The sequence below is a fragment of the Pseudomonas gessardii genome, from assembly GCF_001983165.1.
Classification (GTDB): Bacteria; Pseudomonadota; Gammaproteobacteria; order Pseudomonadales; family Pseudomonadaceae; genus Aquipseudomonas; species Aquipseudomonas gessardii.
Genome location: NZ_MNPU01000001.1, coordinates 343,424 through 360,937, shown reverse-complemented (window position 1 = coordinate 360,937; position 17,514 = coordinate 343,424). Strand labels below are relative to the sequence as shown.

The 17,514-nt window shown below is 63.2% G+C and carries 14 protein-coding genes and 1 pseudogene; 2 read left to right on the top strand and 13 right to left on the bottom strand.

Features of this window, described 5'->3' with window-relative positions; translation table 11 throughout:
• Positions 1-16: 16 nt before the first annotated feature.
• The 5 genes from BLL38_RS01495 to BLL38_RS01475 form a co-directional block, all read right to left on the bottom strand.
• A complete protein-coding gene (locus BLL38_RS01495) occupies positions 17-2,770 on the bottom strand; it encodes a malto-oligosyltrehalose synthase (protein WP_076960988.1) in 2,754 nt (917 codons plus the stop codon).
• Entirely contained in the window at positions 2,767-4,851 is a 2,085-nt protein-coding gene (malQ, locus tag BLL38_RS01490) for a 4-alpha-glucanotransferase (RefSeq protein ID WP_076960987.1), read from the bottom strand. Before malQ ends, BLL38_RS01495 begins: the two co-directional genes overlap by 4 nt.
• Positions 4,848-6,605 carry a malto-oligosyltrehalose trehalohydrolase gene (gene treZ / locus BLL38_RS01485; RefSeq protein ID WP_076960986.1) on the bottom strand — a complete coding sequence of 586 codons (1,758 nt, stop codon included), beginning with the start codon at positions 6,603-6,605 and terminating at the stop codon, positions 4,848-4,850. The genes malQ and treZ overlap by 4 nt, the downstream gene beginning before the upstream one ends.
• Before the next feature lie 14 nt (positions 6,606-6,619).
• Positions 6,620-8,179 (bottom strand): glycogen synthase GlgA, encoded by a 1,560-nt coding sequence (gene glgA, locus BLL38_RS01480; protein WP_076960985.1) that lies wholly within the window; start codon positions 8,177-8,179, stop codon positions 6,620-6,622.
• Between the two features lie 515 nt (positions 8,180-8,694).
• The gene (locus BLL38_RS01475; protein ID WP_076960984.1) at positions 8,695-9,708 is read right to left on the bottom strand and encodes an alpha/beta fold hydrolase; all 1,014 of its coding nucleotides are present in this window, start codon (positions 9,706-9,708) and stop codon (positions 8,695-8,697) included.
• Positions 9,709-9,785: 77 nt separating this feature from the next.
• Between BLL38_RS01475 and BLL38_RS31720 the strand changes: the two are divergent.
• Positions 9,786-9,944: pseudogene (locus BLL38_RS31720) on the top strand (CopG family ribbon-helix-helix protein); the annotation flags it as partial.
• A gap of 25 nt (positions 9,945-9,969) precedes the next feature.
• Here BLL38_RS31720 and BLL38_RS01465 read toward each other — a convergent pair.
• The 3 genes from BLL38_RS01465 to BLL38_RS01455 form a co-directional block, all read right to left on the bottom strand.
• Positions 9,970-10,401: a YqaA family protein gene (locus BLL38_RS01465; RefSeq protein WP_076960983.1), complete on the bottom strand. Its 432-nt coding sequence runs from the start codon at positions 10,399-10,401 to the stop codon at positions 9,970-9,972.
• A gap of 3 nt (positions 10,402-10,404) precedes the next feature.
• Positions 10,405-10,851, bottom strand: coding sequence for a DUF411 domain-containing protein (locus BLL38_RS01460; protein WP_076960982.1), 447 nt, complete (start codon positions 10,849-10,851; stop codon positions 10,405-10,407).
• A gap of 166 nt (positions 10,852-11,017) precedes the next feature.
• Entirely contained in the window at positions 11,018-11,467 is a 450-nt protein-coding gene (locus BLL38_RS01455; RefSeq protein ID WP_076960981.1) for an SRPBCC family protein, read from the bottom strand.
• A 231-nt stretch (positions 11,468-11,698) separates the two neighbouring features.
• Between BLL38_RS01455 and BLL38_RS01450 the strand changes: the two genes are divergently transcribed.
• Positions 11,699-12,124 (top strand): hypothetical protein, encoded by a 426-nt coding sequence (locus BLL38_RS01450; protein WP_130898185.1) that lies wholly within the window; start codon positions 11,699-11,701, stop codon positions 12,122-12,124.
• Positions 12,125-12,175: 51 nt separating this feature from the next.
• On the opposite strand, the gene BLL38_RS01445 is transcribed toward BLL38_RS01450, so the two are convergent.
• The 5 genes from BLL38_RS01445 to BLL38_RS01425 all read right to left on the bottom strand — a co-directional run bounded on the left by BLL38_RS01445 (position 12,176) and on the right by BLL38_RS01425 (position 17,513).
• Positions 12,176-13,327 carry an acyl-CoA dehydrogenase family protein gene (locus BLL38_RS01445; protein WP_076960979.1) on the bottom strand — a complete coding sequence of 384 codons (1,152 nt, stop codon included), beginning with the start codon at positions 13,325-13,327 and terminating at the stop codon, positions 12,176-12,178.
• A gap of 3 nt (positions 13,328-13,330) precedes the next feature.
• On the bottom strand, positions 13,331-14,437 hold the full coding sequence (locus BLL38_RS01440) for an enoyl-CoA hydratase/isomerase family protein (RefSeq protein ID WP_076960978.1): 1,107 nt from the start codon (positions 14,435-14,437) through the stop codon (positions 13,331-13,333).
• A gap of 159 nt (positions 14,438-14,596) precedes the next feature.
• Positions 14,597-15,301, bottom strand: a complete 705-nt coding sequence (locus tag BLL38_RS01435) for an HPP family protein (RefSeq protein ID WP_076960977.1) — start codon at positions 15,299-15,301, stop codon at positions 14,597-14,599.
• 223 nt (positions 15,302-15,524) lie between these two features.
• The gene (locus tag BLL38_RS31320; RefSeq protein ID WP_236309876.1) at positions 15,525-15,752 is read right to left on the bottom strand and encodes a type VI secretion system contractile sheath small subunit; all 228 of its coding nucleotides are present in this window, start codon (positions 15,750-15,752) and stop codon (positions 15,525-15,527) included.
• A 153-nt stretch (positions 15,753-15,905) separates the two neighbouring features.
• A complete protein-coding gene (locus BLL38_RS01425) occupies positions 15,906-17,513 on the bottom strand; it encodes a glycosyltransferase family 39 protein (protein WP_076960976.1) in 1,608 nt (535 codons plus the stop codon).
• Position 17,514 lies beyond the last annotated feature (1 nt).

The following is a 17,514-nucleotide window of genomic DNA, read 5'->3' as shown; positions in this document are numbered from 1 at the left end:
CTCCTCACAGAGAGTTTCAGCTTTCTTGATCGTCAGAATGGATAAAGACATTCACCGGTATATCCCTCAGGGCAGCGCTGATCAGTAGCTCCTTGTTGGGTGTGACTGCACCGGTTTGCAAAAGTCCCTTCCAGTTTTGCAACGTGACGTCGAACGGTAATGTGATCCGGGTATCGCCCCACACTTGCGCATCCACCTGGGGGCACGCGCTGTTTTCAAGCAGGGTGTGGGTCCAGCGTGGCACCACCACCAACAGCCACTGGCCCTGATACTCGCGGCTGAAGGTGACAATCCGTTGGGCATGCCTGCCCAGCACGGGCAGCGGCACATAGCGCCCCCTGGCAAACAGCAGCGGGTGGGCTTTGCGCAGGTTCAACACCTGGGCGATCAGCGCCTGCTTCAAGTGCCCGTCACGCCAGCGCTCAAGCAAAGCGTGCGGGGCTGTCGCCAGTGCCCGTTGCCGGGCATTGAAATCCACGGCCCGCCGGTTGTCGGGGTCCACCAGGCTCAAGTCCCAGAACTCGTCGCCCTGATACAGGTCCGGCACGCCTGGCACGGTGTTGCGCAGCAAGGATTGCGCCAGCCCGTTCAAGGCGCCAGCGGGGGCGATGGCCTCGGCGGCCGCGTGGATCGCCGTGCGCAAGGGCAAGCCGCTGGGCTCGAGCAGCAAACGGCTGAGGAAGGCGTCGACACCCTGCTCGTAGCTATCGTTGGGCGCACTCCAGCTGCTGTGCAGCTTGGCTTCGCGCAGGGCTTTTTGTTGCCACTGCCAGAGGCGCCGCTGATAGTCACCGGTGTCCTGCAGATCCAGGTCCAGGGGCCAACTGCCCAGCAGCACCTGATAGAGAATCAGCTCATCAGCGGCCGACGGAATGGCTGGGTCATCGCGCAAGGGCATGGCCAGAGTGCGCCAGTGCTGCACCTGCTCGGCATACCACGGCGCGCACTCGCTGAGCACCGCCAGGCGCGCGCGGCTGTCTTCGCCGCGCTTGTGGTCGTGGCTGGCCGTGGCCAGCAGATTGTCGGGGAAGGTCTGCAGGCGCTGCTGGTTGGTGGCATGGAAGTCGGCCAGGGGCGCGCTGAACTGTTCGGTATTGAACCCTACATCATTGCGCGCGAGCAGCACCGCCGAGCGATAGAGCGCAGTGTCTTCCACGGCCTTGGCGGCTGTCGGCGAGGTCAGTTGCTGGAAGCGCACGCAGGCATGCTTGAGGCGCTTGCGCGGTTGCCCCCAGGCGCGCTCGCGCCAGGGTTGGCCGCCGAGCCATTGTTGCAGGTAGTCGAGCACCGGCCAGTCAGCCTCGCTCAAGGTTTCACGGGCACCGGCCAGGGCCTGTTGGAACACCACCTCGTCAGCCGCACTGCGGCCACAGGCGCTGATATAGGTGCGGTACACCGGGAAGTGCACAACCAGCGCCTGCAAGGCGCGACGGATCGCACCCAGGGTCAGGTCACGGCTCATCACATCGGCACGGGCCACTTGCAGCAGGGCCTGGGCCACGCTTTCAAAATCCCCGGCCAGGGAGCCGTTGAGGATCTGTTGCCGAGCCAGGTACGCTTCCTCGATAAATGCCGAGGGCCGCTCGCTGGTGGCGCTCCACAGCCGGGCCAATGCCTCGACCCCCTGGGGATCGTGCTGCATCAGCGACACCTGGTTCATGAACTCATAGCCGGTGGTGCCGTCGACCCGCCAGTCTTCGCGCAGGGTTTCGCCGCTGCCGAGGATCTTCTCGACAAAGATCGGCAAGTGCCGGGTTGGCGACAACCCGTCCACGCGCCGGCGCAACTTGCGGCAGTAGCCACGGGGATCGGCCAGGCCGTCGATATGGTCGATACGCAAGCCATCCACCAGGCCCTCGCTGATCAGCTGGAAAATCTTGCGGTGGGTGGCCTCGAACACCATGGCCCGTTCGACCCGCAGGCCGCCCAGCTCGTTGACATCGAAAAAGCGCCGCCAATTGATGTCATCCGCCGCCGTGCGCCAACTGGCCAGGCGATAGGCTTGCTGTTCCAGCAACTGATGCAGGCGCGCGAAACCTTCGGCCTGGCGCCCATCAAACAGGCCCAGGGCGTGTTCGATGGCGGCCAGGTTCAAGGGGCTGCGGGCCTGTGCGGCCAGCTCCTGTTTCAGGCTGGCGGCCAGGGGCCAGGCATCGGCCTGATAGGCCAGGGCGCTGAAGCGGTCGGCGAGGTCTTTGAGGGGAGGGTGGCTGCGCAGGATAGCGCCATAGTCACGGGGGCAGATCGGAAAATGGTGCTCGTAGTGCTCGACAAAAAAACGGCCCTGGCCCGGATCGAAGCGCAGGGGCAGCGTGCCGCTTTGCAAGGCTTCGCCGTAGTCGTTGCCGAGAAAGGGCAGCAACAGTTGGCCCTTGAGCAGCGGGTCCGGCGAGTGCCACTGGATATCGAAGAATTCGCTGTAGGGGCTCAGGCGCCCCCATTCCAGGAGGTCCAGCCACCAGGGGTTGTCGCTGCCGCCAACCGCCATATGGTTGGACACGATGTCCAGAATCAGCCCCATGTCGTGCGCGCGCAGGGCCGCCACCAGGCGGCGTAGCGCCGGCTCGCCGCCCAGCTGCGGGTTGAGCGTGGTCGGGTCCACCACGTCGTAGCCATGCATCGAGCCGGCGCGGGCCTTGAGCAGGGGCGAGGCGTACAAGTGGCTGATGCCCAGGCGGGCAAAGTACGGCACCAGCGGCACCGCGTCGTCAAGGGTAAAGCCCTGGTGGAATTGCAGGCGTTGGGTGGCCCGTAGCACAGGGGCGTTCATCGGTCACGCTCCAGGGCCTGCTGGCGCGCCACCGCCAGCAGCTCCAGGCGGCGTGCGGCGTTGTCATCGTCGAGCAGGTGCGTGGCATCCCCCGGCAGGCGGCGGCGCCAGTTGGGATGGGTGTCGAGGGTGCCGGGCAGGTTGGCTTGCTCCAGGGTGCCCAGGGCATCTTCCAGGGGCAGCAAGACCAGGGGCGCCCGGGTATGGCCGAGGTAGCGCACGCTGGCATCGAGCAGGGCGTCGGTTTCGTTGCGCAGCGCAGCGCCAAAGTTTTGCGGATCCTGGCTCAAGGCCTGGCGCAGTGCCGTGCGTTCACGCTGGCGGTGTTCGCTCCATTGCTCCACCGTGGGCGTATCGATCAGCCCCAGCTGTACATTCCACTCGATATCGCGGTGGTGCCACCAGCCATTGAGTGTCGGCAGGTCATGGGTGCTGGTGGTGGCCAGGGCGTTGTCCGGCCAGTCGAGGATCGGCGTGAAGCGCCCGCCATGGTCCTGCTCGAATAACAGCACGCGCATGCCGAGCATGGCGCGGGCGCTGAGTTTTTCCCGCAGGCCCTCGGGCACCGTACCCAAATCCTCGCCCAGCACAATCGCCCGGTGGCGGCTGGACTCCAGGGCCAGCAGGCGCAGCAGGTCGTCCACCGGGTAATACAGGTACGCGCCTTGTCTGGGCGAGGCGCCCCTGGGGATGACCCACAGCCGTTGCAGGCCCATCACATGGTCGATCCGCAAACCGCCGGCATGGGCGAAGTTGGCCCGCAGCATTTCGATAAACGCACGGAACCCGTTGCGTTTCAGGCCTTCGGGGGAAAACGCAGAGATGCCCCAGCCCTGGCCGGCGCGGTTGAGGATATCCGGTGGCGCGCCCACGGTGAGGTCGGCCAGCAGTTCATCCTGGCGGCTCCAGGCCTGGCTGCCGGCGCCATCGGCCCCCACCGCCAGGTCGGCAATCAGGCCGATACCCATGCCACTGCCGCGAGCGGCTTGTTGGACGCGCTCCAGGCAGCGGGCGATCAGCCATTGGGTGAAGGCGTAGAAGCCAATCGCTTCGCCTTGCTCGGCCGCAAAGTGCGTGAGCGTGGCGCTGCCCGGGTCGCGCCAGTCTTCGGGCCATTGGCGCCAGTCGAGGCTTTCGCCCTTGGCGGCGCGCTCGGCCTGCACGGCCTCGAAACGGCAGTGGTTTTCCAGGGCCTCACCGCCGGCCTGGCGAAAGCTCAGGAAGTCGGCCTGTTGCGGGTGCTCGCCCTGGCGGAAGTCGTCGTACAGGGCACGCAGCAGGCGCTGCTTGGTCTTGGCGGCGGCGGGCCAGTCGATCAGGCTTTGTTGTTCCAGCTCTTGCAACTCATCGGCCAGCCCCGTGGCCTCAATGGCGCTGCGCCACGCCCGTTCACCGAGGATGCACGCCGGCGAGGCATACAGGCTGTTGAGGAACAAGCGACTGGAAGGCGAATACGGGCTATAGCGCTGGGTATCGGCACTGAACATGGCGTGCAGGGGGCTGATGGCCAGGGCATCGACACCGCGCTCAGCGGCTGCGCGGGCCAGTTGCTCCAGGGCCTGGGTATCGCCAAAGCCACCATCGCCACTGCGGCGCAAGGCATACAGCTGCACGCTCAGGCCCCAGGCGCGGGCGGGCTGGCAGCCCACCGCCTCGGCGACGCTGAAGCAACGCTGGGGGGCAACGGCCAGGGTGAAGGATTGCCCGGCGACCTGCACCCGCTGGTAGCCCACGGGCAGGATGCCGGGCAGCCTGGCCTGGGCATCCAACTCAAGGTCCAGGGTGCTGCCGTCCTCCAGATAAACCTGGCACGGCGTGCCGGGGGCAAAGTGAGCGGCCAGGTCGAGGCTGCTGCCCACGTCTACGGTCAACAGTGGTGCAAGATGGCGGTCTTGCTGCGCGCGTTCCAGGGCTTGCAGGCTGGCGGCGATGGCTTCGTCGGTGTCGGCGGGGTGGCCAAGGCCATTGAGCACGGCGCGCAGCGCGTCGGCGCTGACCTGCTGCGCTCGGCCATTGGCGTCGATCCAATCCACCGCCAGGCCTGCACGGCTGGCGAGGCGTTGCAATTGCGCGTCGCTCAAGGGTGTTCTCCAACAGAGGATGAGGGGGCGCCCGGCGTCAGGCTGGCGTGGGCAGAGAAGGGCGTGAGCACCCCAGGGGCGCCGCTGGTGCTGAACAGCGCGATAGGGCCGGCCGGGTGGTGCAGGGTGGCCGGGCTCAGGTTGAGGTCGATCTGCAACACGCGGCCATTGCCCAGGCGCCAGCGTGCCGACAGCGCGCCCGGGCCCAGGACCTGCGCGCCGAGGGCCATGCTGCCGGGCAGATGGGGCACGATATGTTGCCGGCGCAGGCCCAGCAATTGCCGATACAACGCCGCAGGCGCCTGGGTAAACCGTGGAATGGAGCGCTCAAAGGTCGGCAGCGCGTTGGGGTCGGGGATCTGCGCGCGGCGCTGGGGGTCGCTGAAGGCCGCGAAGTCGGCAAACTCATTGCGCCGGCCTTCGCGCACGGCCTCGGCCAACGCACCGTGGTAGTCGGTAAAAAACAGGAAAGGCTGTGCGGCGTTGACTTCCTCGCCCATAAACAGCAACGGGATCATCGGCGACAGCAACAGCAAGGTCGTGGCCGCCTGCAACGCCTGGGGCGAGCACAGTTGGTGCAGGCGCTCGCCCAGGGCGCGGTTGCCGACCTGGTCGTGGTTCTGCAAAAACAATACGAAGGCGCTGGGCGGCAAATGCCCGCTGGGCTCGCCGCGCCGGGTGCCGTGGCGTGTGGTCTGGCCCTGGTAGATAAAACCTTCGCCCAGGCAGCGGGCCAGTTTGGCGGTGGGGTCATCGGCAAAGTCGGCGTAGTAGGCGTCGGTCTCGCCGGTCAACAGCACGTGCAGGGCGTTATGCCCGTCGTCGTTCCATTGCCCATCGAAGCCCTGCTGCAACAGGCTGGCCTGGTTGAATTCATTTTCCAGCACCAGCCACACATGGCGGCACGGGTCCACCTGTTCGCGCACCCGTCGGGCCAGTTCCTGGAGGAATGGCGGGTCGTTGATGGCATGCACCGCATCCAGGCGCAGGCCGTCGAAACGGTATTCGAGCAACCACATCAGGGCGTTTTCGATAAAGAAATCGCGCACTTCGCGGCGACGAAAGTCGATCCCGGCGCCCCAGGGGGTGTGGGTGCCTTCGCGGAAAAAACCTTTGGCATACTGGCCCAGGTCGTTACCCTCGGGGCCGAAGTGGTTGTAGACCACATCGAGGATCACCGCCAGGCCATGCTCATGGGCGCTGTCGATCAGGTGCTTCAACTGGTCCGGCGTGCCCAGGGACGCTTGCGGCGCGTAGGGCAGGACCCCGTCGTAGCCCCAATTGCGCTCACCGGGGCATTGCGCCAGTGGCATCAGCTCAATGGCGGTGACACCCAGTTCGGCCAGGCGTGGCAGGTGCTGCTCCACTGCGGCATAACCACCAAGGAGCCCCACATGCAGCTCATAGATCACCGCTTCATGCCAGGGCCGCCCTTGCCAGGTGCCGTGGCGCCAGGAGTAGGCCAGCGGGTCGACCACCACGCTGTCGCCATGCACACCCGCGTACTGGAGGCGTGAGGCCGGGTCCGGCACATCGCGCTCACCCTCGATGTTGAAGTGGTAGCGGGTGCCGGCCGGGCAGGGCAAGGTGACAACAAACCACCCCTCGGCCTGGGGCAGCATGGGCACCGACTGGCCACCTTGCAGCTCGACGCTGACGTAAAAGGCATCCGGCGCCCACAGGGCGAAGCGGGTGTGTTGCGCATCCTGCAGGATCGCGCCGTGGGGCCATGTTTCCAGAGTCCGTGACGGCATCTATCCCAACCTCTTTAGACTTTCCCCGATTTTCCCAGCCCTTTCGCTACCAGTTGCTCGTAAAGTTCGGCATAGGGTGCAACGGCCTGGCCCCAGTTGAAGGGGGCGGCCATGGCCCGGCAGCGCATGGCGTTGAGCAGGCCGGGGAAGGCGAATACCTTGAAGGCGCGCTTGAGGGCCGCTTCATAGCTTGGCACGCTGGACTCATCGAACAGGAACCCGGTCACGCCGTCTTCGATGGTGTCGGCCAGGCCGCCGGTATTGCGCGCCACCGGCAGCGAGCCGAAGCGCTGGGCGTACATCTGGCTCAAGCCGCACGGCTCGTAGCGCGAGGGCATCAGCAAAAAGTCGCTGCCGGCGAACATGCGGCGGGCGTCGGTTTCGTTAAAGCCGATGCGCACGCCGATACGGCCGGGGAAACGCAGGGCCAGGGCGCGCATGGCCTGTTCTTCTTCCGGCTCGCCACGCCCGATGATCGCAATCTGCCCGCCATGCTCGACGATAAAACCGGCCACGGCTTCGGTCAGGTCCAGGCCTTTCTGGTACACCAGGCGCGACACCACGGCAAACAAGGGGCCGGTGGATTCATCCAGGCCGAATAGCTGGCGCACATGGCTGGCGTTGACCGCCTTGCCTTGCCAATCGCCGATATTGAAGGGGTGATCCAGGTGCGGGTCGGTGGACGACTCCCAGCTCTCATCGATGCCATTGGGGATGCCACTGAGCAGGCCTTGCTGGGTCTTGCTGGCGAGGAAACCGTCCAGGCCGCAGCCGAACTCGGGGGTGGTGATCTCCCGGGCGTAGGTGGCGCTGACCGTGGTGATATGGCTGGAATAGGCCATGCCCGCCTTGAGGAACGACATCTTGCCGTAGAACTCCATGCCTTCCTGTTGCAAGGCATGGTCGGGAATCCCCAGTTCCGGGCACGAAGCCAGGCTGACCACGCCCTGGTAGGCCAGGTTATGGATGGTAAACAGGGTGGGCGTGCGTGACCCACGCCAGTGCATATAGGCCGGGGCCAGGCCCGCCGGCCAGTCATGGGCGTGCACCAGGTCCGGGCACCAGTGGATTTGCGCGAGGTTGGCGGCAATATCGGCAGCGGCCAGGCCCAGGCGGGCGAAGCGGATATGGTTGTCGGGCCAGTCGCGACCGTTGTTGGCGCCGTAGGGCGTGCCTTCACGCTCGTACAGCTCGGGGCAGATCAGCACATAGATGACCAGGCCGTCCTTGAGGTCCATGCGCCCGATCTTGCACGGCGGCAGCGCAGCATGGCCCCCCAGCTCGCCGATGATATGGATCGGGTTGTCGCTGTCGAGCACTTGGCGGTAGCCCGGAATCAACACCCGCACATCATGCAGATGGGCCATGGCCCGGGGCAGGGCGGCGGACACATCGCCCAGGCCACCGGTTTTCACCAGGTCAGCCAGTTCCGAGGTCACAAACAGGACTTTCTTGCGATTGGGGTTTTGAGACGAGACCGGCCGCACTGTGCCGGGAAGGTCAACCAGAGTGGTTGGCCCATCGACCGGCTGACTGAAACGCTGTCCCTGAATTCCCGAAGCGGCACTGATCATCGTTATCTCCCATGTGTTGGTCAGCCGAGAGCCTGGCGCCCTCGGCGAAAGTCAACCGCGTCCTGCGGTCACGCGCACTAGCACTGCACAGACTGGCAAGGCTTATGCCAATTGCACCGAACTGATAGATAGATTGGATGGGCGGACGTCCGGCTGGTGCCGGTGGCGTGCGCCCTACCTTAAACCTGACCTGCGGCAGAGTTGGAAAGTTTCGATTTTTTGCGGGGGCTTTTATTCTGATCGATGACCCATCGTTCTTCAGTCTAGGACAGAGCCCAGGGCCTGCAAGTGTTGTAGGACAATTTAATTTGCAACACCCGTGTCGGCGGGGGTTGCCTCTTGATGGGGCGTCGGGGGCGGGCTGCTCGATAGCAGTGCAGCAGGCTACTTAAAGTGATTTATCAAGATATAATTTATATATAAATCATGAAGTTAAATTATATTCATGAAGTCAAATATCAAAATTTTTCATGCAAGCACCGCCCGCCCGCCATGCCTGGATACCCTTAAGAAGCTCAGAGCGCCTGCAACCCTTGCAACAGCGCCTGATGAAAGCGCACAGGCTCTTCCATCTGTGGTGCATGGCCCAGGCCCGGGAACTCCACCAAGGTCGAGCGGGGGATCAGCTTGGCCACCTGCTTGCCCAGTTTGTCGTAGTGACCGAGCCTGGCCTTGACCTCGGGCGGTGCGTTATCGCTGCCAATGGCGGTAATGTCCGATGTCCCAATCAACAGCAGGGTTGGCACCTGCAGGTCCTTGAATTCGTAGTACACCGGCTGGGTGAAGATCATGTCGTAAATCAACGCCGAGTTCCACGCCACCCGCTTATGGCCAGGCCCCTGGTTCAGGCCGACGAGCATGTCCACCCAGCGTTCGTATTCAGGCTTCCAGCGGCCATCGTAGTAGGTCTTGCGCTCGTACTCGCGCACGCCATCGGCGCTCAGTTGCAACTCGCGCGCATACCATTGGTCGACGCTACGATAGGGCACGCCCAGGGCCTTCCAGTCTTCCAGGCCGATCGGGTTGACCAGTGCCAGTTGCTCGGTCTGTTTGGGGTAGAGCAGGGCGTAGCGGGTAGCCAGCATGCCACCGGTGGAGTGGCCGACAAGGGTGGCCTTGGGAATGCCGAGCTTTTGCAGGAGCTGATGAGTGTTGATTGCCAACTGCTGGAAGCTGTACTGATAGTGCTCAGGCTTGCTGGAGGTGCAGAAGCCGATCTGATCCGGGGCGATCACCCGGTAGCCGGCCTCGCTCAGGGCCTTGATCGAGGCCTCCCAGGTCGCACCGCAGAAGTTCTTGCCATGCATCAACACCACGCTGCGGCCATTGGCGGGGCTTTTGGCGGGCACATCCATATAACCCATTTGCACGGCCTGGCCCTGGGACTGGAAGTCGAAGTGTTCGAGCGGATACGGGTATGGGAAGCCTTGCAACTGCGGGCCATAGCTTGGGTTTTGTATGGCTGCCAAGGCAGGCAGGGCGCAAGTGGCCAGCAGGCCGGTAAAGAGAAACGAGCGTGTCAGCGGCATGGGAAGGCTCCTGGGGCGATGCTCCCGGATGCTGTGGCGGGTGGATTAAGCGGGGATTAACCTGTTACAGCAAGCTACAGGCTCTGTCCGTTTGGATCGACCAGGAAGAAGAGCGTAGCCGCCTGACACGCGAAGCCTTGGATGATGTTGACGCTGGGCGCGTCATTGACCACCAAGCGGTCCAGGCCTGGGCAGATAGCCTCAGCACAGACACCCCGTTGCCGGTACCGCGCTAACTTGAAGCCCTCGCGACTGGCGGTGTTACATCCAGTGCAGCGTGACCATTGCCACCATGGCATAACGGGCCGCCTTGGCCAGGCTGACGATCAGCACAAAACGCCACAGCGGTTCCTTCATCACCCCGGCCACCAGGGTCAGGGGGTCGCCGATGATCGGCAGCCAACTGAGCAGCAGTGACCAATGGCCCCAGCGTCGATAATGGCGGCGGGATTTTTCCAGCTGCGTGGCGCTGACGGGGAACCAGCGGCGGTCCTTGAACAGCTCGACCGAACGCCCCAGCAACCAGTTGACCAAAGAACCCAGCACATTGCCCAGGGTCGCGATGCCGAGCAGCAACCACAGTGAGTAGCTGCCATTGAGCAGCAGCGCCACCAGCACCGCTTCCGATTGCAGGGGTAACAGGGTGGCGGCGCCAAACGCGCTGAAAAACAGCCCGGCATAGCCCGCAAGCATTGCTCAGCGGGCCGGGTATTGGGCTACCACCACGTCTTTGCCTTCGCGGGTCAGGCCAATGACTTGATACGCGTCGCTCATGCCCTCGGTTTCCATCCCCGGCGAGCCCATGGGCATGCCCGGGGCCGCGATGCCCAGCAGGTCGTTGCGCTTGCGCAGGGCCAATACCTGGTCGGCAGGCACATGGCCTTCGACAAACTTACCGTCGATCACGGCGGTATGGCACGAAGCCAGGCGCGGAACCACGCCCAGGCGCTGCTTGACCGCGCTCATATCGGCTTCGACATGGTCATTGACCTTGAACCCATTGCTTTCCAGATGGCTGATCCATTGCTTGCAGCAGCCGCAATTGGCGTCGCGGTGCACATCAATCGGGATCAACTCGGCCGCCTGGGCCAGGGTGGTGATGAACAGGGCGGACAGTAGAGTCAGGCGCAGGGTGGTTTTCATAGACAGGTCCCATAAGTTACGGAGTGCGCAAAGAGGGCGCATTGTCCGCGCTTTTGCGCATCAGGTGAGGTGGTTGTGTTTCTAAATTATACGGGCACGCGACAAGCACGCAGCTTAGCGTCCGTGGCTGTCGGCAAACTGAGACAAAGATGACAATTTTGTCAGCTCAGGTTCCTTCCAGACGCTGCTTGAGTTGATCCATGGCCTGATTCGACAGCTCGACCATGCGCACTTGCAAGGCCTGCAGTTGCAGTTCGGTCTCATAGCTCAGCACCCGGGTGAACAAGGTGCCGCTGCCGCGAGCCTGGAGAAAGTAGTGAATGCTGCCATCGACGGCAAGTGAGGTAAAAACGGTCTTGAACTCCCGGGGCGGCACGGCGATCTGCACCCGGTAGCTCATGGGCACGCGCACGCCCATCAGGTCGATTATCTCGGTAAAGCGCTGACCGGCGGGCAGTGAACCACGGGTGCCGGTGTCTGCGCTCAATGAGGTGGGGTGCCACTCGTGCCAGCGATCCGGCTGGGTCACGTAGTCGTAGACGGCTTCGATGGGGGCTTGGATGTAGCGCTCCTGGCTGATCCGCTCGGCGTGGATCCGGTGATCGACGGCACTCATGGCACACCTCCTGTGTGGCGGGAACGGGCACTGGGCGCTAGTCAGAATAGTCGGCGTTACGGGCATTGCACGGTGTGATCGTCGGGCACCACTGGCAGAGGGGCCATCAACTGCGATGAAAAGAAATAAAAAACAACTTTTTAGACTGTCAGATTTGACAGTTTTTAATATTCACCACTCGTTATCTAATGGGCGCACACCCTGCTAATCAGTCACTTGGATGGTGAGAATATGTATATCGATACGCGTAGAAACAACCCAAACGACAGTGTCTGTTTAAAAGGAAAAATGACGGCAAAAATAACAATAGGAAGTACTCCTGAACCGGATTTCGTTGCGGAATTTGTTTGGTATGGCAACCTCATGGATCCAATTTACATATACGGTGACCAAGGGGTAGCACCCAGGCTTACGGCTATCCAAGCGGCTTTGGATGCTGGCACTCCCACTGGCAAGTATGAGTACCGTGACAAAAATCTCCGCTCCTTGGACTATTATTCGTTGGATTCATTAGAACCCTGGCCGACAAAAAGCGGCCACATTGACGTTACGTTTTCTTCAGACAGAAAGCATGCTCACGGAACGATGCTGATTGAGGCCGAACGGGAAAACAAGAAGTTGACGGCGAATGTGGAGTTCGACATACAAAACTTATAAAAGTCTCTTATTTGCCAATGGCTCCCTTACAAAGGGAGCAATCCTTTCCGATCAGAGCTGATAGTGCTTCAGCTCCCGGGCAATCACCATGCGCTGGATCTCGCTGGTGCCCTCATAAATCTGGGTGATCCGCGCATCCCGGTAGTAACGCTCCACCGGGTAGTCTTCGAGGTAGCCATAGCCGCCATGGATCTGCATCGCCGAAGAGCAGACCTTTTCGGCCATTTCCGACGCGAACAGCTTGGCCTGGGAGGCCTCGGACAGGCACGGCTTGCCGGCACTGCGCAAACGCGCGGCATGCAGGATCAGCAGCCGGGCGGCATTGAGGCGGGTCTGCATGTCGGCCAGCAGGTTGGCCACGCTCTGGTGCTCGATAATGGCCTTGTCGAACTGCACCCGATCCCGGGCGTAGGCCAGGGCCGCTTCAAAGGCAGCGCGGGCGATGCCCAGGGCCTGGGCGGCGATGCCGATACGCCCACCTTCAAGGTTGGACAGGGCAATGGCCAGGCCCTTGCCGCGTTCGCCCAGCAGGTTGGCCACAGGCACGCTGCACTGGCTGAGGGTCACGGCGCAGGTGTCCGAGGCGCGGATGCCCATCTTGTGTTCGGTACGGTCCACGGTAAAGCCTGGGGTGTCGGTGGGCACCAGGAACGCCGAAATGCCTTTCTTGCCCAGCTCCGGGTCGGTCACCGCAAACACGATCGCCAACTTGGCCCGCTTGCCATTGCTGACAAACTGCTTGGCGCCGTTGATGACCCACTGGCCATCGCGCAGTTCGGCGCGGGTGCGCAGGTTGTGGGCTTCGGAGCCGGCCTGGGGTTCGGTCAGGCAGAAGCAGCCGATGGCCTGGCCACTGGCCAACTCGGCCAGCCAGGTCTCTTTCTGCGCGGGTGTGCCGTAGTTGAGGATCGGGCCGCAACCCACTGAATTATGGATACTCATCAGCGCGCCGACCGCACCGTCGCCCGCCGAGATTTCCTCGACGGCCAGGGCGTAGGCCGCGTAGTCCACATAAGTGCCGCCCCATTCTTCCGGCACCACCATGCCCAATAGGCCCAGTTCGCCCATCTTCGCCACCAGGCCGTCATCGATCCAGCCGGCTTTTTCCCAGGCCTGGGCATGGGGGGCGATTTCGCCACGGGCAAAGTCGCGCGCCATGTCGCGAATCATGATTTGTTCTTCTGTAAATTCAATATCTTGCATGATTTAGTTCCCGTTCTTCACGAAGTCTTGGAAGAAGCTGTCGACGTGTTTTTGGTCCAATGCCGATAACGTGGGCGGGTTCCAGTGCGGGGCTTTGTCCTTGTCGATCAATAGCGCGCGCACGCCTTCGATCAAGTCGCCGCGGGCGAACCACTGGCGGTCCAGGTGCAGCTCCAGGGCAAAACAGTCTTCCAGTGCCAGGTGGCGTCCGCGTCGCAGCATTTGCAGGGTGACGGCCATGGCCAGCGGCGAACGGGTGTGCATGAGTTGGGCGGTACTCACGGCCCATTCATGGCTGTCGGCCACGGTCACTTGCTGCAGTTGCTCGACAATGCTCGGCACATCCGGCTGGGCAAAGAAGTGGTCGATGGCCGGGCGCAGGGCCGCCAGCGGCGCATCCGGCAATTGTTGCAGCGCAAGCTTGGCCAGCAGGCCTTGCAGGTCTTTGAGCGGCGAGTCGTGCCATTGCAGGTGGTCGAGCTTCTGGTCCAGTTCGGCCAGCCTGGCGCTGTCGAGATACCAGTCGGCCAGGCCGCAATACAAGGCGTCGGCAGCGCGGATCTGCACCCCGGTCACCCCCAGGTAAATCCCCAGTTCGCCGGGAATGCGCGGCAGGAAGTAGCTGCCACCCACGTCCGGGAAATAACCGATGGCCACTTCCGGCATGGCCAGGCGGCTGCGCTCGGTGACTACCCGCAGGTCGGCACCCTGGACCAGGCCCATGCCGCCGCCCAGGACAAAGCCGTCCATCAGGGCGAGGACCGGCTTGCGGTAATGATGAATGGCCAGGTCGAGGGCGTATTCCTCGACGAAGAAGTCTTCGTGCAGGGTGTCGCCGCGCTTGAAGCTGTCGTACAGCGAGCGGATATCGCCACCGGCGCAGAAGGCCTTTTCACCGGCGCCGCGCAAGACCACGGCGTGCACCTGCGGCTCATCGGCCCAGGCGCGCAGGTGCGCCGAGAGGCTGCGGACCATATCCAGGGTGATGGCGTTGAGGCCGGCGGGGCGGTTGAGGGTCAGGTGGCCGATGTGGTTGCGTACTTCGGCCAGGACGCTGTCCTGGGAGGACTCGGTGCTGCATGTCGCCTGGGACTGAGCCTGAGCGGTCATCTGTAACTCCCTGCTTTTATTGTTCTTTATCAAAATGATTCGGGGGCGAACCCTCGCTCGATCGTACCAGTGCAAATTTGCCCAGTACAACCTGGAATCCTGCAGGTCATCTTTGCATTTATGCAGCAGGTCATGGATAAAAAACCAGGGCGTGTACGCCTAGACCCGACTGGCCAGCACCTGGCCAATACTGCGGCGGCGGGCATGGTCTTCGGCGATATGGATCAGCTCTTCCAGTTCGCTGGGGGTGACATCGAAAAACTGCTCCATTTGCGCCAACGCCTGCTCCAGGTCCACGGCGGTGATTTTTGCGTCCACCTCCTGGGGCCGCAACGGCACCATCAGCGGCGCCTCGCTGGGGCCCTTGGGGTAACGGGTGCGGGTCAGGTTGTTGTAGGCCAGGGCCGAGAGCAGCAAAGTGCCAGCGCCGAGCATTACCGGCCCGACTTCCTGCCAGCCCAGGGCGATGGTTGCCGGGTCCGCGAGGACCAGGGTCATGGCCAGGCCGCCCGAGGGCGGATGCAGGCAACGCAGCCAACACATCAGGATCACCGCCAGGCCCGCCGCAAGGCAGGCGCTGCCCAGGGTACGTCCCAGGACACGGACCACCAGCAAGGCCACCACACTGGCACACAGGTAGCTGCCGACGATCGACCATGGCTGGGCGAGGGCCCCCGATGACACCGCAAACAACAGCACGGCGGAAGCCCCCAGCGGGCCCAGCAGGTGCATGGCCACTTCCAGGCCAAATACCTGGGCGCAGAGCCATACGGTCAACAGGGTGCCCAGGGCCATGCCGATGGCGGCACGGCTCCATTCGGCGGGACGGGTATTGATAGTAGCGGGTAACCAGCGAGCGAGCATTGCGGGGCAATCCAATCTAAATATAAGGAGGGGGGTAAGAAGAGGGGGCCAGACAAGGGCCCACCCAGTGGCGAGCGGGCCTCAGGCAAAAAGAAGGGCTTTGCGGTTTCCCGTAAAGCCCTTCAAAAGTTCCCACATCAGGGGGAGGAACCGGCGCAGTGTGCCGATCAAACAAAACGGCCGCCAATGCATATTAATGCAGGTTAAGTGCAGTAATTTTGCATCAATACGGCTCCCGCCCCGGGCTGATCTTGCCCAGCACCCGGTCGTGGTTCTCTGCGTTGATCAGTAGCTTGTGTACGCTTTCCCGCAGGTGCGGGTTGTTGGCCAGCGGCCCCTTGAGCGCCACGAGGGCGTCGCGCAGCTCCATCAGCCGGTCGAGGGTGACCGGGATATAGCCGACATGTACAGGCTCGATGGCAGCGGCAACAGGCGATAGCTCGTCAGGCACGGCAGCGGTCCTCTGAGGCGTCTTGTGAACGCATGGCGGTAACTATGTAGCGCAGATGTAAAATGAGTTTACCGTCGGGGTCATGGGGCCGGTAGGGGAGTCGCTACCGGCATTTACGGATACAAACGTAGGAGCTTTCTTGATAGTGCCCACTCAGGGCGCCACTTTGTCCAAGCGCAGTAGCACATAGGTGTTTTTATCGAAGGACCCCGTAAGGACCGGCGTCAATCCGCGCCAGCGCGGCGCGTCGAGGCGCTCGAAGTCGGCCTTGTCCATCACCAGCCACGCCGGCGCCGGCAGCGCTGCCAGGTCGGCCGGCGCCTGGGTGAACAGCGGCACCCGGTCACACGTCACGTTGACCATGAACTTGATGGCCTTGGCATCTTTACCCAGGCCATGCAACACCAGCGGCGCCGGGTGCTGCTGGATCAGCGCATGGGCCTCGCGACTAAAGGTGCGGGTATCGTACAGGCGGCGCTCCAGGGGTTCGACCACCAGGATATAGACGCCCCACACCGCCAGCACCGCGCAAAACGCCGGGCCTACAGGGCGCCAGCGCCACTTGAGGAGGAGCCCGGCGCTGAGGACCTGCAAGCCGATCAGCAAACCCAGCACACCCTGGAAGTGCTCCAACTGCGCCCCAAAACGCTGGCGAGCGACCAGCAGCGCCCCGATCAACAGGCCCGGTGTCAGCGCCCACACCCCCAGCATCAAGCCCCGCAGCCCTTGGAACAGGCGCCCATCGGCCCGCTGGAACGGGTACGCGGCGATGATCGCCATCATGGGCAACATCGGCAACACATAGCGCGCTTTCTTCGCTTCGGGGATCGACAGGCCCACCATCACCATCAACCCTGCGGCCATGCAACCGAGCAACAACGGCCAGCCGCTCTGCTCAGTGCGCCGGCCACTGAGCAGCAGCGCAAGCAGGGTCAGCAGGGCCAACGGGTACGCCAGGGCATAATTGCCCAGGGAGCTGGTGAAGTAATACCACCCGCTGCTGGACCCTTCGCGGCCGTCCAGGCGCCCGAGGAACTGCATACGGATCACGTCTTGCATAAAGGTTTCGCCACCACTGAGCTTGGCCAGCAGCAACAGCAGGCCGACGCAGGCCCCCAGTAACGCCAGGGCCAGCAGGCCGACGCTGAACAACCGGCGCCACTGGCGGTTGAGCAGGTAATAGCTGCACAGCACCCCCGTGGGGATCACCAGGCCGATGGGTCCACGAATCGCAAAGCCGAGCAATAACAGGAGCAATAGCCAGGGCAGGCGCCGCGCGCTGGCGAAATGATCGTGGGCATAGCCCAGGTAAAAGACGCCCAGGGTCACCGCCGCCAGCATCTGGTCCAGGGACACCGCGCGGGTTTCGCTGATAAACGTGCTGCTGAGCAACAACAACGCGATGCTCAGCAGCGCCCAGCGCTGGGAGTAAGGCGCGGTCAGGCGGTAGACCAGCACGACAATGAACGCCGATGCAACGGCGGTCGGCAGCCAGGCACTGAGGCTGGTGACGCGCCCCAGGGGCAGCGATAGCAGCCAGGTCAGCAGGGTCGAGGTCGACAGGTAATCGGCATACGGCTGGCCATAGGTGGTGGGGAAAAACCCCGGGCCGTGGCGCAGCATCTCCTGGGCAAACAGCACAAAACGCGAGTCGAAACCAATGATCGCCTGGTCCCAGTTGCCGGCGATAAACAGCAACAGCGCCAGCAGGCCGAGGCCCCAGGACTGGCGACGCAGGGCAGGGTCGAGCCTCTTGTCCACG